12 protein-coding genes are annotated in these 13,077 nt (G+C 58.9%); 6 read left to right on the forward strand and 6 right to left on the reverse strand.

Features of this window, described 5'->3' with window-relative positions; translation table 11 throughout:
* The first annotated feature begins 163 nt into the window (after positions 1-163).
* Positions 164-1,615, forward strand: a complete 1,452-nt coding sequence (locus RYC17_RS17365; protein ID WP_005744886.1) for an alanine/glycine:cation symporter family protein — start codon at positions 164-166, stop codon at positions 1,613-1,615.
* Positions 1,616-1,644: 29 nt separating this feature from the next.
* Positions 1,645-2,649, forward strand: a complete 1,005-nt coding sequence (locus RYC17_RS17370) for an asparaginase (protein ID WP_054077390.1) — start codon at positions 1,645-1,647, stop codon at positions 2,647-2,649.
* A gap of 59 nt (positions 2,650-2,708) precedes the next feature.
* On the opposite strand, the gene RYC17_RS17375 is transcribed toward RYC17_RS17370, so the two are convergent.
* The 3 genes from RYC17_RS17375 to RYC17_RS17385 all read right to left on the reverse strand — a co-directional run bounded on the left by RYC17_RS17375 (position 2,709) and on the right by RYC17_RS17385 (position 6,543).
* Positions 2,709-3,596, reverse strand: a complete 888-nt coding sequence (locus RYC17_RS17375) for a bestrophin family protein (RefSeq protein ID WP_316903865.1) — start codon at positions 3,594-3,596, stop codon at positions 2,709-2,711.
* A gap of 119 nt (positions 3,597-3,715) precedes the next feature.
* The gene (locus RYC17_RS17380; protein WP_219170647.1) at positions 3,716-4,927 is read right to left on the reverse strand and encodes a YeeE/YedE family protein; all 1,212 of its coding nucleotides are present in this window, start codon (positions 4,925-4,927) and stop codon (positions 3,716-3,718) included.
* A gap of 53 nt (positions 4,928-4,980) precedes the next feature.
* Positions 4,981-6,543, reverse strand: a complete 1,563-nt coding sequence (locus tag RYC17_RS17385) for a PLP-dependent aminotransferase family protein (protein ID WP_316903867.1) — start codon at positions 6,541-6,543, stop codon at positions 4,981-4,983.
* An 89-nt stretch (positions 6,544-6,632) separates the two neighbouring features.
* On the opposite strand from RYC17_RS17385, the gene RYC17_RS17390 reads away from it, so the two are divergent.
* From RYC17_RS17390 to RYC17_RS17400, 3 genes are read left to right on the forward strand one after another with little or no spacing between them, the layout of a single operon-like run.
* Entirely contained in the window at positions 6,633-7,271 is a 639-nt protein-coding gene (locus tag RYC17_RS17390; RefSeq protein ID WP_316903868.1) for an FMN-binding negative transcriptional regulator, read from the forward strand.
* The gene (locus RYC17_RS17395) at positions 7,268-7,714 is read left to right on the forward strand and encodes a GNAT family N-acetyltransferase (RefSeq protein ID WP_122259292.1); all 447 of its coding nucleotides are present in this window, start codon (positions 7,268-7,270) and stop codon (positions 7,712-7,714) included. The genes RYC17_RS17390 and RYC17_RS17395 overlap by 4 nt, the downstream gene beginning before the upstream one ends.
* 15 nt (positions 7,715-7,729) lie before the next feature.
* Positions 7,730-8,398: a GNAT family protein gene (locus RYC17_RS17400; RefSeq protein WP_316903871.1), complete on the forward strand. Its 669-nt coding sequence runs from the start codon at positions 7,730-7,732 to the stop codon at positions 8,396-8,398.
* A 124-nt stretch (positions 8,399-8,522) separates the two neighbouring features.
* Here RYC17_RS17400 and oadA read toward each other — a convergent pair whose 3' ends face one another.
* On the reverse strand, positions 8,523-10,331 hold the full coding sequence (gene oadA / locus RYC17_RS17405) for a sodium-extruding oxaloacetate decarboxylase subunit alpha (protein WP_122259294.1): 1,809 nt from the start codon (positions 10,329-10,331) through the stop codon (positions 8,523-8,525).
* Positions 10,332-10,342: 11 nt separating this feature from the next.
* Positions 10,343-11,758: an acetyl-CoA carboxylase biotin carboxylase subunit gene (locus RYC17_RS17410; protein ID WP_002555912.1), complete on the reverse strand. Its 1,416-nt coding sequence runs from the start codon at positions 11,756-11,758 to the stop codon at positions 10,343-10,345.
* A gap of 161 nt (positions 11,759-11,919) precedes the next feature.
* Between RYC17_RS17410 and RYC17_RS17415 the strand changes: the two genes are divergently transcribed.
* Positions 11,920-12,870 (forward strand): LysR family transcriptional regulator, encoded by a 951-nt coding sequence (locus RYC17_RS17415; protein ID WP_057402020.1) that lies wholly within the window; start codon positions 11,920-11,922, stop codon positions 12,868-12,870.
* Here RYC17_RS17415 and RYC17_RS17420 read toward each other — a convergent pair.
* Positions 12,824-13,009, reverse strand: coding sequence for a PA3496 family putative envelope integrity protein (locus tag RYC17_RS17420; protein ID WP_004659112.1), 186 nt, complete (start codon positions 13,007-13,009; stop codon positions 12,824-12,826). The genes RYC17_RS17415 and RYC17_RS17420 overlap by 47 nt on opposite strands.
* Positions 13,010-13,077: the final 68 nt, after the last annotated feature.

Raw genomic sequence — 13,077 nt, forward strand, 5'->3', positions numbered from 1 at the left:
ACTGGACCCAGAGCCTTCGGCACCCCACTTTGGCGGAGTAATCCGTGGAAGTATTCATTCATCGTCGCGAATGAAGAATCAGACGTCCAAGAAAGCGACTACAGACGTAAAAACTTTGCACCGGTATAGTGCGCCCCCTCAAAAGTAGCGAGGAATAACAAAAATGCTGGAAATGATTAACGACTTTCTCTCCGGTAAGGTACTGATCGTACTTATCGTTGGCCTGGGTAGTTACTTCACGATCCGCTCGCGTTTCGTTCAGTTTCGACACTTTTTCCACATGTTCTCGGTTTTTCGCGACAGTCTGCGCAGCAGCGCAGGTCAGTTGAGTTCGTTCCAGGCCCTGATGCTCAGCCTTGCGGGCCGCGTCGGAGCAGGCAACATCGCAGGCGTCGGCATTGCCGTAACGCTGGGCGGTCCGGGCGCCGTATTCTGGATGTGGGTCACCGCACTGGTCGGCATGTCCAGCAGCTTCATCGAGTGTTCACTCGCTCAGCTCTATAAACGCAAGGATTCCGAAGGACAGTTCCGCGGCGGTCCCGCGTTTTACATCCAGCACGGTCTGGGCAAGCGCTGGCTAGGCATGGTCATGGCCGTACTGTTGCTGGTGACCTTCGGTTTTGCCTTCAACGGCCTGCAATCGCACGCCGTGACCGACTCGCTGAAAAGCGCGTTCAACATCGACACCCGTACCACAGGCATCTGTCTGGTCGTGCTGCTGGGTCTGGCCTTCGTCGGCGGCATCAAGCGTATCGCGGCAATTTCCGACCTGCTGGTTCCGGTCAAGACCCTGATCTACATCGCGGTCACCATCTACGTCATCGTTCTGCAGATCGACCACGTTCCCGGCATGCTGATGACCATCGTCAGAAGCGCCTTCGGTCTTGACCCGGTATTCGGCGGCCTGATCGGCAGCGCTATCGTGATGGGCGTCAAGCGTGGCGTGTTCGCCAACGAAGCCGGTCTGGGCAGCGCGCCCAACGTGGCCGCTGTGGCGCATGTAGAGCACCCGGTTGCACAAGGCGTGGTTCAAGCGTTCAGCGTGTTCCTCGACACCTTCGTGATCTGCACCTGCACCGCCTTGCTGATCCTGCTGTCCGGTATCTACGACATCGGTTACGACGGCAACGGCATCGTTCTGGCGCAGAACTCGCTGGCCGCAGTAGTCGGTGACTGGGGCCGAATCTTCATCAGCGTGGCGCTGGCACTGTTCGTCTTCACCTCGATTCTCTACAACTACTACCTGGGTGAAAACAGCCTGCGGTTCCTGTTTGGCGAGAAGATCCAGACCATCATCATCTACCGTATCGCGGTGCTGGTGTTGATCATGTGGGGTGCCGTCGTCGACCTGAAAGATGTATTGGCATTCGCCGACATCACCATGACCATGCTGGCGTTCGTCAACCTGATCGCGCTCGCCATGCTGTTCAAAGTCGTCAAGCGCATTCTGAACGACTACGATTCGCAGCGTCGGGCTGGCATCAAGACGCCGGTGTTCGATTCCAGCCAGTTCCCTGATCTGGACCTGGACCGCAACGCATGGCCAGCCAATCCGACCCGTCAGTCGACACAGGACGCCGAAGCGGCAGCCAAGCCTGTACCTGAAGCACGATAACCAACGCGACCTTACGCCGGAGAACAACCATGACTGATCATGCACATAAACCCGCTCAGAGCGTCATGGTTCTTTACACCGGCGGCACCATTGGCATGCAGGCCAGCGCCAACGGCCTGGCACCCGCCTCGGGTTTCGAGGCGCGGATGGCCGGGCAACTGGCCGAGCACCCGGAACTGCGGGTGCCGCAGTGGCGCTTTCGCGAGATGTCGCCGCTGATCGACAGCGCCAACATGACCCCTTCCTACTGGCTGCGCCTGCGTGAGGCGGTGATCGAGGCGGTGGAGGTCGATGGCTGCGATGCAGTTCTGGTGCTGCATGGCACCGACACCCTGGCATACAGCGCGGCGGCCATGTGCTTCCAGCTGTTGGGTTTCCATGCCCCCGTCGTGTTCACCGGCTCGATGCTGCCCGCTGGCGTGCAGGACAGCGATGCCTGGGAAAACGTCAACGGTGCACTGCTGGCACTGGGTTCGGGTCTGGTGTCAGGCGTTCAGCTGTATTTCCACGGGCAACTGATGACGCCTGTGCGCTGCGCGAAAATTCGCAGCTTCGGTCGTCAACCGTTCGCACCGCTGCAACGTTCGCGTGGCGGTCATGCGGTGGTTTCGCTGCCCGATGCACTGAACTACCGGCAGGCGAAGACGCTGGCAGAGGTCGCCGTGTTGCCGCTGTTTCCCGGCGTCGGCGCAGCTCAGCTGGACGGTCTGATCAACAGCGGTATTCGGGGTCTGGTGCTTGAGTGCTTCGGCAGCGGCACCGGGCCAAGTGATGATCCGCAGTTTCTGGCCAGCCTGGAAAATGCACGAGCACTGGGTATCTGCGTTGTCGCGATTACCCAGTGCCACGAAGGCGGTGTCGAGCTGGATGTCTACGAAGCGGGCAGCCGCCTGCGTGGTGCAGGCGTGCTTTCCGGTGGTGGCATGACCCGTGAGGCAGCGCTTGGCAAACTGCATGCACTGCTGGGGGCAAGCCTGACGACCGAGGAAGTCAGGCGACTGGTCGAACTGGACCTGTGTGGCGAGCTGCGTTAAGCAGCTGCAATCTCCGCGTTATCCGAGGCGTTCTGCACACGCGCAACGCCTCACCCTCTTTACGAAGCCTTGCTTTCTTCCTGCGCGCCCCTGAGCATCGAATCCAGATTGCGCTCGATGTTTTCGCACAACGCCGTCATCTGAATCTCATGTTCGCTGGCACGGAACGGGCTCTGCAGGTCGGTGCCGATCTTTTCGATGGCCAACAGCATGAAGCCCACCACGGTTGATGCCAGCGGCGTGAACCAGCCCAGAGTCTCCACCAGGCCAATCGGTACGATCAGGCAGAACAGCGTGATGAACAGGCGCGGAAAGGCGACGTACGGATAAGGCAATGGTGTGTTGGCAATACGCTCCATGCCGCCCTGGCAATTGGAGATGTCCACCATGGTCGACTCCAGACGCGCCAGACGAATGCTGTCCAGCCGGCCCGCCTGATACTCCTTGGCCAACAGCGCTGCGGAGGTGTTGAGCAGATCGTTGGGGAAATTGTTGGTGTCGTGACGGCGCTCGAATTCCTCGCGGGGAATCAGCATCTGAATCTCGTCGCCACACTTGGCACCTTTCAGGTGCGCGGACAGGCACTTCACGTAGGCAACATGGCGACGCAACAGCGTGGCCTTGACCGGGTTGATCCCTTCGTCATCCTCGACCAGGGTCAACACCTGTCGAGCGAAGCTGCGCGAACTATTGACCAGCGCACCCCACAACGTTCGTGCTTCCCACCAGCGGTTGTAGGCGCTGGAATTACGAAAGCTGGTGAGGACCACAAGTGCCGAGCCCAGCAGGGTCAACGGCATGGAAGGCAATGTAATCTTGCGCTCCAGATACAGCATGAAGTCGACCGTGACGATCACATCCCAGATCAACAACCAGAAAAGCGACCAACCCACGTAACCGATGGTCTTGCCGAGAAAACGGATTTTCGAAATGATCGTTTGCTGCAAAAGAACTACCCCACCGAAAAAGAAGCGAATCGCAGGCTGACATCTGCTGCATGGCTTTGAATGCCAAACCGGCAGATGGTTCGCAAACGACCCGCTTTATCTCGGGGTTACAGACTTCCTCAGCAGCCAGTCAGTGCCACTTGCGGGCGTTCGCCAGCGAAGAAAATCGGCCTCAGGCGGACGCCGATCACGTTACCGGCGTAGGCTGCAACGAGCCACAGCCAGCCGTGCAGGCTGCCCGAAGCAATACCGCTGAAGTACGCGCCGATGTTGCAGCCGTAGGCCAGACGCGAGCCATAACCCAGCAGCAACCCGCCGATGACCGCAGCAACCAGCGAGCGCGTGGGAATGTCCAGGCTCGGCGCAAAACGGCCAGCCAGCCCTGCCGCCAGCAAGGCACCGAGCATGATGCCGATGTCCATCACACTGGTGACGTCTTCCCACACCGGAGCCGCCAACGCCTTGGCATTCGCCGCGCTCTGCCAGAACACCCAGCTGCCGACGTCCACACCCAGACCACTGGCCACCTTCGCGCCCCACAGCGCGAACGCCGAGGTGATGCCCCAAGGACGCCCTGCCAGCGCCAGTGTTGCGTAATTGAGCAGCGCCAGCGCGACAGCGCCCCAGACCAGAACCCACGGTCCGCGAAGCACCCGGCTCAGCCCACGGTGATCAGTGCTGACCGGTGCTTCAAGCTGTCCATGACGCCGCTTTTCGAGCTTCACGGTTATGAAGGCGATCAAGGCGAACAGAGCAAGATTCACGATCAGCGCAGGCAGCACGCCGAAGGTCTTGACCACTGAAACTGCCGGGAACGCAGGCAGCGCAAACCACCAGTCAACGTGATGGGTCGCAATCAACGAACCGAGGATGAAAAACAGCAGCGTCACCAGCATGCGTGCATTGCCGCCACCTGCAGTGAACAACGTACCGGACGCACAGCCACCGCCCAGTTGCATGCCGATACCGAAGATGAACGCACCGACGACGACCGAAATTCCGACCGGCGCGACCAGTCCGGTAACAGGCTGACCGAACAGCGTGCCAGCACCCAGCGCAGGGAAAAACAGCACCACGGCCACCGCCAGCATGACCATTTGCGCCCGCAAACCCGCACCGCGGCGCTCACGGATAAACACCCGCCACGCCGAGGTGAAGCCGAATGCCGCGTGATACAGCGTCACGCCCAGCGCTGCGCCGACGATCCACAGCATTACCTGACGGGTGCCGACACTGAGCAGCAGAAACTGGGCGCCCATCAGCAGCAGGAACAGCGCGGCCAGCGGCGCGCCGAACTTGCGTCCGGGTGTTGCAGTAAGAGAGTTGTTCATGGGTATCTCAGGACAAGTAACAGAAAGTGCAGATTATACGCCTGCCAGCGGGACTACTCGGACCAGGCCTTGCGCAGCCTGTTCAATGCATCGGCAATCTCGACCTCGGGCACTGCGGCAAAACCCAGCACCAGCCCGGCGCGGTTATCCACAGGCTCGCTGGACTCGGGCAGCCAGTAATCACTCAAGGCATTCATCTCGACGCCGACGCTGCCAGCCTTGGCAATCAGTGCCTGCTCACGCGCGATACTGTCTACCTTGACCATCACATGCAGCCCTGCAACCACCTTGGGCATTGCAGCGCACCCTGCTATATCGGCAGGCCAGTTATCCAGCAGCGCATTACGACGGCTCAGCGCCGCGCGACGCATACGACGGATGTGTCGTTGAAAGTGCCCCGACGCAATGAATTGCGCCATGACCGCCTGCACGCCAATCTCGGTATGGCGCATGTCTACCGCCTTGCGCTGGCTGAACGGGAGGACAAGTTGCTCAGGCAGAACCAGATACCCGAGGCGCAGCGCCGGAAAGGCGATTTTGCCGAACGTGCCGACGTAGAGCACTCGACCGCTCTGGTCGAGCGCAGCCAACGGGGCCAATGGCGAACCGCTGTACCGATACTCACCATCGTAATCGTCCTCGACAATCCAGCTCTGGTGCCTCTCGGCCCAGGCCAGTAATTCCAGGCGCCGTGCCAGGCTCATGACTACGCCGGTCGGGTACTGATGCGAAGGGGTCACGTACGCCAATCTGCAATTGGCCTGCTCAAGATCGGCGCAATGCATGCCCTCGTTATCCACAGGCACGCCGTGCAATCGCGCACCTGCCAGCGCAAACGCGTGACCCGCCGCCCGATAGCCTGGATTTTCCACAGCAACGCTATCGCCCGGCGTCAAAAGCAACTGTGCACAAAGGCTGATTGCATGTTGTGCGCCGCTGGTGATCACAATTTGCTCAGCCGTGCAGTGCAGCCCACGCGATGAACGAAGATAAACGGCAATCAACTCACGCAGCCGCGAATCTCCCGCAGCGGTGCCGTAACCCAGCTGAGCAAGGTCCGGCTTGCGCCAAAAGGCCGCATACAGCTTGCCCCACAAGGCAAACGGAAAAAGATCGAAGGCTGGAACGCCTACTCGAAAAGCCCGCGGCCTACCCGTCGGCGGCTCGTGCAAATGATGCTTTTCGAGCAGCACGCGTGTCGGGTTGTGGATAACTTCATCGGAACAATTCGACGGCATTTCCGCCGCAATTGTGGACAAACCTGTGTGTAACCCTGTGGATACACCTGTGGGTAAGTTGGTGGATAGTTTTTTACGGCCAGGCCGTCGAGGCGCGGCGCTTCGTTCAGACAGCTGCGCAACATACGTACCGTCGCCAACACGCCCTTCGATGAAACCCTCGGCATAAAGCTGGTCATAGGCCCGCATGACGCTGTTACGGGAGATGCCCAGTGAATGCGCCAAATCGCGGCTGGCTGGCAGACGCATGCCGCCACTCAAGCGCCCATCCAGCACTTGCTGGCGCAAAATCTCGTAGAGCTGCTTGCTCAAGCCGTGATTAGGGTCCAGCTCAATGCCGGTAAGCGTGGGTGGAAACGCGACAGGGGCGATGGGCATTAATTGGTCCCATGAAATTTATAAAAAATGGATCTTACATCAGACCAATGCCTTGCCTAGGATCGCTCCATCAGCCAAGGAACATGACCATGTACATACCTGCCGCCTTCAAGGAAAACGATACGCTCAGCCTGCACGAGCAGATGGATCAGACTCGCCTGGCTATTCTTGTCACACAGGGTGAAGAAGGATTGCACGCGACCCACTTGCCGCTGCTGTTGCGCCGCGATGAAGGTCCGCACGGCACGCTTTACGGGCATCTGGCCAGAGCCAACCCACAGTGGCAGCAGTTAGACTCAGGTGTCGAAGCGCTGTTGATTTTTCCCGGCGGCGATGCCTATGTGAGCCCGTCTTTCTACCCGAGCAAGGCAGAACACGGCAAGGTTGTACCTACCTGGAACTATCTAGCCGTACATGCCTACGGGCAGGCCACGGTTTTTACCGATGCAGCGCAACTGCACCAATTGCTGGCTGACCTGACCCATCGCCATGAGTCCAGCCGCCCGCAACCCTGGTCAATCGAGGATGCACCTGCGGACTACATTGCAAAAATGCTGGGGGCGATTGCAGGGTTTGCAATTCCCGTGCAGCGGCTGCAAGGCAAACGCAAACTCAGCCAGAACCGCAGCGCTTCGGACATGGCCGGTGTACGCGACGGCCTCGCTGCAAGCGAGGATGCAAACGATCAGCAAATCGCTCGTTTGATGAGCGCAGGGAGAACGTTATGACCGATGTCCGGATTCGCGCCGTTACTGTCGACGACCATAAGGCCTGGCTGCCTCTATGGCAGGCCTATCTGCGCTTCTACAATACCGAGCTGGCCGAAAGTGTCAGCGACGTCACCTGGCAACGCCTTGTGGACCCGAACGAACCGACCCACTCGGCGCTGGCCTGGCTGGATGGCGAAGCGGTGGGCATGGTGAACTTCATCTACCATCGCTCCAACTGGAGCATCAACAATGCCTGTTACCTGCAGGACCTGATTGTCGCGCCCGAACAACGCGGAACGGGTATTGGCAGGCAACTGATCGAGTTTGTCTACGCCACGGCCAAGGCAGACGGTTGCGACAAGGTGCACTGGCTGACCCACGAAACCAACGCCACGGCCATTCAGTTGTATGAAAGGATTGCCGAACGGCCTGGCCTCATACAATTTCGCAAAGCGCTCTGAAACAGGAAGTGATTAATGTCCGACACTCTGCTGGACTGGCAAGCCGCTGCATTGCCCACAACCAAGACTCTGACAGGCCGTTTCATTCGCCTGGAAAAACTCGACGCCACGCGTCACGCCGATGATTTGTGGGCTGCACTTCAGGGGCCGGATGCCGACCCGAAACTGTGGGATTACCTGCCTTACGGGCCTTTTATCGAGCGCAGTGCGTTCGATGCATGGCTGGCCGGGCATCAGGTCGCGTCCGACCCGTGGTTTTATACGGTCGTCGATCAGCAGACCGGTAAAGCCGAAGGTGTCATCAGCCTGATGTCGATCGTCGCCGTCCACGGGCGTATCGAAATAGGTCATGTCACCTTCAGCGCGGCCATGCAACGCACGCCCAAAGGCACCGAAGCCATCTACCTGCTGGCGAGAGAAGCCTTCGCATTGGGCTATCGCCGCCTGGAATGGAAGTGCAATGCCAACAACGCCCGTTCCAAACGCGCAGCCCAACGCTTTGGCTTCAGCTACGAAGGCGCCTTCCGCCAGCACATGGTAGTCAAAGGTCAGAGCAGGGATACCGCGTGGTACTCGATCCTTGACAGCGAATGGCCTGAACTGCAAAAAGCGTTCGAAAGCTGGCTGGCTGTGGATAACTTCGCGGACGGGCAGCAGATCAAAGGGCTTGAGGCGTTTCGCTGACTCTGAGGACGCAGAGCGTACGCAACGATAGCGGCGACAACCGGGCCCGCCTGCACAGAATAAAAAAAGGGAAGCCACGAGTGCTTCCCTGAGGTAAATCGTTGAATTATCTGTATGTGCCCGGTCAGCCTTCGATCTCGACCAGAACCTCACCCGGATTGACGCGGTCGCCCTTGGCAACGTGAATCGCTACAACCTTGCCCGCGACCGACGCCTGGACCTCGGTTTCCATCTTCATGGCTTCGGTGATCAATACCGCCTGCCCGGCTTTGACCATATCGCCCTCCTTGACCAGCACATCAACGATATTGCCCGGCATGGTGGTGCTGACGTCGCCCGGTGCATGGGCCTGCTTGCGTTTGCTGGCACCGCCGCCGACAAATTCGTTGAGCGGCTCGAACACCACCTCTTCCGGCATGCCATCGATGGACAGGTAGAAGTGGCGCTTGCCCTCGGCCTTGACGCCCACGCCGGTGATGTCGACCCGATAGGTTTCGCCGTGCACATCAATAACAAACTCAGTCGGCACGCCCTCGCCGCCCGCTCTGGCCACGCTTCCTGCTTCGGGAATCGGCAGCAGCACTTCCGGCGTCAGCGTTCCGGCTGCACGCTCTTCAAGAAACTTGCGGCCGATGTCCGGGAACATGGCAAACGTCAGCACGTCCTCTTCGGATTTGGCCAATGCGCCGATATCGGCACGCAATTTGGTCATCTCCGGCCTGAGCAGATCGGCCGGACGAACATCGATCAGTTCTTCATTACCAATGGCCTGACGACGCAGTTTTTCATCCACCTGCCCCGGCGCCTTGCCGTAACCGCCTTGTAGATAAAGCTTCACTTCATTGGTGATGGTCTTGTAACGCTCGCCGGCCAGCACGTTGAAGAACGCCTGAGTACCGACGATCTGTGAGGTCGGCGTTACCAGCGGTGGATAACCGAGGTCTTTACGCACGCGCGGAATTTCCGCCAGCACTTCGCCCATGCGATTGAGCGCGCCCTGCTCCTTGAGCTGATTGGCCAGGTTGGAAATCATCCCGCCGGGCACCTGATTGACCTGTACGCGGGTATCGACCGCGGTGAATTCGCTTTCGAACTGGTGATATTTCTTACGCACCGCGTAGAAATACAGGCCGATTTCCTGCAACAGCTCCAGGTCCAGCCCGGTGTCGAATTCGCTGCCCTTGAGCGCAGCAACCATCGACTCTGTGCCCGGATGACTGGTGCCCCAGGCAAAGCTGGAGATCGCCGTATCAATATGGTCCGCGCCGCTTTCAATGGCTTTGAGCTGGCACATGGCAGCCAGGCCTGCGGTGTCGTGGGAGTGAATGAACACCGGCAGTGACTGTTCGGCTTTCAGCGCCTTGACCAGTTCACCCGTGGCATAGGGAGTCAACAGACCGGCCATGTCCTTGATCGCCACCGAATCGCAGCCCATCGCCTCCATCTGCCGGGCCTGCGCGACGAACGCTTCGATGGTGTGCACCGGGCTGGTGGTGTAAGCGATGGTGCCCTGCGCATGCTTGCCCGCAGCTTTCACCGCTTCAATGGCAACGCGCAGGTTACGCACATCGTTCATGGCATCGAAAATACGGAACACATCGATACCATTCACCGCTGCTTTGGCGACGAACGCCTTGACCACGTCATCGCTGTAATGCCGATAGCCCAGCAGGTTCTGGCCGCGCAGGAGCATTTGCAAACGGGTATTGGGCAAGGCAGCACGCAGTTGACGCAGGCGCTCCCACGGATCTTCCTTGAGAAAACGCACGCAGGCATCGAAGGTCGCGCCGCCCCAGACTTCCAGCGACCAGTAACCGACCTTGTCGAGCTTGTCGCAGATCGGCAGCATGTCCTCGGTACGCATGCGGGTCGCCAGCAATGATTGGTGAGCGTCACGCAGGATGGTGTCGGTTACGAAAATCTTTTTGGACATTTCACTATTCCTTACAGACCGGCGTGTGCGGCAATGGCGGCGGCGATGGCCAGAGCCAGCTCTTCGGGTTTGCGCTTGATCGAATAATTGGTCAGCTCGGGGTGGCTCTCGACAAAGCTGGTGTTGAATTCACCGCTGCGAAATTCCGGGTTACGCAGAATTTCCTGGTAATAGGCAGCCGTGGTCTTCACTCCTTGCAGGCGCATGTCATCCAGCGCACGCAGGCCACGGTCCATCGCCTCTTCCCAGGTCAGCGCCCAGACGATCAGCTTCAGGCACATCGAGTCGTAAAACGGCGGAATGGTGTAGCCGGTGTAAATCGCCGTATCGGTGCGCACGCCTGGTCCTCCGGGCGCGTAATAGCGGGTGATCTTGCCGAAACTGGGCAGGAAATTGTTCTTCGGGTCTTCGGCGTTGATCCGGAATTGCAGGGCAAAACCGCGGTGAATGATGTCTTCCTGCTTGATCGACAACGGCAGGCCGGACGCAATACGGATCTGCTCGCGAACAATATCGATGCCGGTGATTTCTTCAGTGATGGTGTGCTCGACCTGAACCCGGGTATTCATTTCCATGAAGTACACCTCGCCCTCGGCGAGCAAAAACTCCACGGTCCCTGCGTTCTCGTAACCGACCGCCTTGGCCGCACGCACCGACAGATCACCGATATAAGCACGCTGCTCGGGAGTCAGTTGCGGGCTGGGGGCGATTTCGATGAGCTTCTGGTTGCGGCGCTGAATCGAACAGTCGCGCTCAAACAGGTGCACCACATTGCCGAAGCTGTCACCGAGAATCTGCGCTTCAATGTGCTTGGGATTGACGATGCACTTCTCGAGAAACACTTCCGCCGAGCCAAAGGCCTTGGTCGCTTCGGAAATCACCCTGGGGAATGCCTGCTCGAGTTCTTCGCGGCTGTTGCAACGGCGTATGCCGCGCCCGCCGCCCCCGGAGGTAGCCTTGAGCATCACCGGGTAACCAATACGCTCGCCTTCGACCAGCGCCTCGTCGATGTCCGCCACGTTGCCTTCGGTGCCGGGCGTAACCGGCACACCGGCCTTGATCATGCTGCGCCGCGCTTCGGTCTTGTCACCCATGCGACGAATCACTTCTGCGGACGGACCGATAAACTTAATGCCACGTTCAGCACAGATGTCGGCCAGTTCGGCGTTCTCCGACAGAAAGCCATAACCGGGATGCAGCGCATCGCAGCCCGTCTCTACCGCCAGATTCACCAGCTTGCGCGGGTTCAGGTAACCGGCCAACGGTTCGGCACCAATGCTATAGGCTTCGTCAGCACGCTTGACATGCAGGGCATGCCGGTCGGCATCGGAAAAGATCGCGACCGAGCGAATGCCCATCTCGGCGCAGGCACGCACGATCCGGACGGCAATCTCCCCGCGGTTGGCAATCAGAATTTTTGTTATCACTGGCGTTTTCCTCGACCCGTTTTTGTAACAGGGCATGTGACTGAATGCCGCAGGGACACCCTATGCCGAATCAAGGATTAACAAAAATGAGTAAAAGTTGGGACATGCATAAGTAAAAGCTTATAGTTGAAGCTTCTTGTCGTCTCAGGAAGCTCTTATAAATGCGTAAGTCATTGATGCGTATGACATTGCGTCAGCTGCGTATTTTCAATGAAGTATGTGATCTGCGCTCATACAGCCGTGCAGCCGAAGAGATGTCTCTGACGCAGCCTGCCGTCAGCCTGCAGATTCGCCAGCTTGAGGAGCTGATCGGCCAGCCGCTGTTCGAATACGTCAGCAAAAAGCTCTACCTGACTGAGGCGGCGCAGGCACTGCAACTGGCCAGCCGGGATATTTTCGGACGCCTGGAAAGTCTCGACATGCAGCTTTCGGACATGCAGGGCTCGCTGCAAGGCCAGTTGAAGCTGGCGATTGAATCCAGCTGCAAGTATTTCATCCCCCACCTTTTCGCTGCATTCAAACGCCAGCACCCGGAAGTCAGCCTGAGCCTGATGGTTGTCAATCGTGCACAGATAATCAGGCGATTATCGGACAACCGCGATGATCTTGTAGTGATGTCAGCGGTTCCGCTGGATATGGGGCTGGAGTTTCTACCCTTTCTCAACAACCCGATTGTCGCCGTAGCACCGCCTGACCACCCGCTGAGCAGCCTTGCGACGCTGAACTTGAAAGACCTGGAGCCTTGGCCGCTGCTGACCCGAGAGACGGGTTCAGGCACACGCCGGGCCTGCGAGGAGTACTTCAAAGAGAAACGCGTGCATTTCACGCAGACGCTGGAGGTGTCTTCCAGCGAGGCGCAACGTGAATGCGTGGTCGCCGGACTAGGCCTGGCGATGCTGACACGGCATGCGGTCTGCCAGGAACTCGCCACCGGTGCTCTCGTGGAGCTACCCGTGGCGGAGCTGCCGCTGTATCGAAGCTGGTGCGTGGCTCAGGCCCGAGACAAACGCCTTTCACCCGTGGCACATGCCTTTCTTGCGTTCATCCGCACCGAACGTGCGCAGATCAACCAGCTTGTCGAGCGTTTCGACGGTCGACCGCGGGCAACTTGATAGTCTGCCATACAGCGTTGTCGATACCATCCATGTAGTCACACAGCTCCTGATTAAGCTGACGCGCTTCACTGTAGCTCTCAATAGCCCGACGAAACTCCATGCGGCGCTGGTCTTCCTGCTGGCGGCGGGTTTTCACGGTGCTGGTAGGTAAATCATCGTAATGCCGAGCCATATCCTGTCTCCCAATACGTTTTGTGGGAGCAC

Origin of the sequence: Pseudomonas syringae group sp. J248-6 (assembly GCF_032586995.1) — a bacterium.
Lineage (GTDB): Bacteria > Pseudomonadota > Gammaproteobacteria > Pseudomonadales > Pseudomonadaceae > Aquipseudomonas > Aquipseudomonas amygdali.

Excerpts from the sequence above, each read along its gene's own strand:
- RYC17_RS17365 (WP_005744886.1), top strand. The coding sequence starts at position 164 with ATGCTGGAAATGATTAACGACTTTCTCTCCGGTAAGGTACTGATCGTA.
- RYC17_RS17370 (WP_054077390.1), top strand. The coding sequence starts at position 1,645 with ATGACTGATCATGCACATAAACCCGCTCAGAGCGTCATGGTTCTTTAC.
- RYC17_RS17380 (WP_219170647.1), bottom strand. The coding sequence starts at position 4,927 with ATGAACAACTCTCTTACTGCAACACCCGGACGCAAGTTCGGCGCGCCG.
- RYC17_RS17385 (WP_316903867.1), bottom strand. The coding sequence starts at position 6,543 with ATGCCCATCGCCCCTGTCGCGTTTCCACCCACGCTTACCGGCATTGAG.
- RYC17_RS17390 (WP_316903868.1), top strand. The coding sequence starts at position 6,633 with ATGTACATACCTGCCGCCTTCAAGGAAAACGATACGCTCAGCCTGCAC.
- RYC17_RS17395 (WP_122259292.1), top strand. The coding sequence starts at position 7,268 with ATGACCGATGTCCGGATTCGCGCCGTTACTGTCGACGACCATAAGGCC.
- RYC17_RS17400 (WP_316903871.1), top strand. The coding sequence starts at position 7,730 with ATGTCCGACACTCTGCTGGACTGGCAAGCCGCTGCATTGCCCACAACC.
- oadA (WP_122259294.1), bottom strand. The coding sequence starts at position 10,331 with ATGTCCAAAAAGATTTTCGTAACCGACACCATCCTGCGTGACGCTCAC.
- RYC17_RS17415 (WP_057402020.1), top strand. The coding sequence starts at position 11,920 with ATGCGTAAGTCATTGATGCGTATGACATTGCGTCAGCTGCGTATTTTC.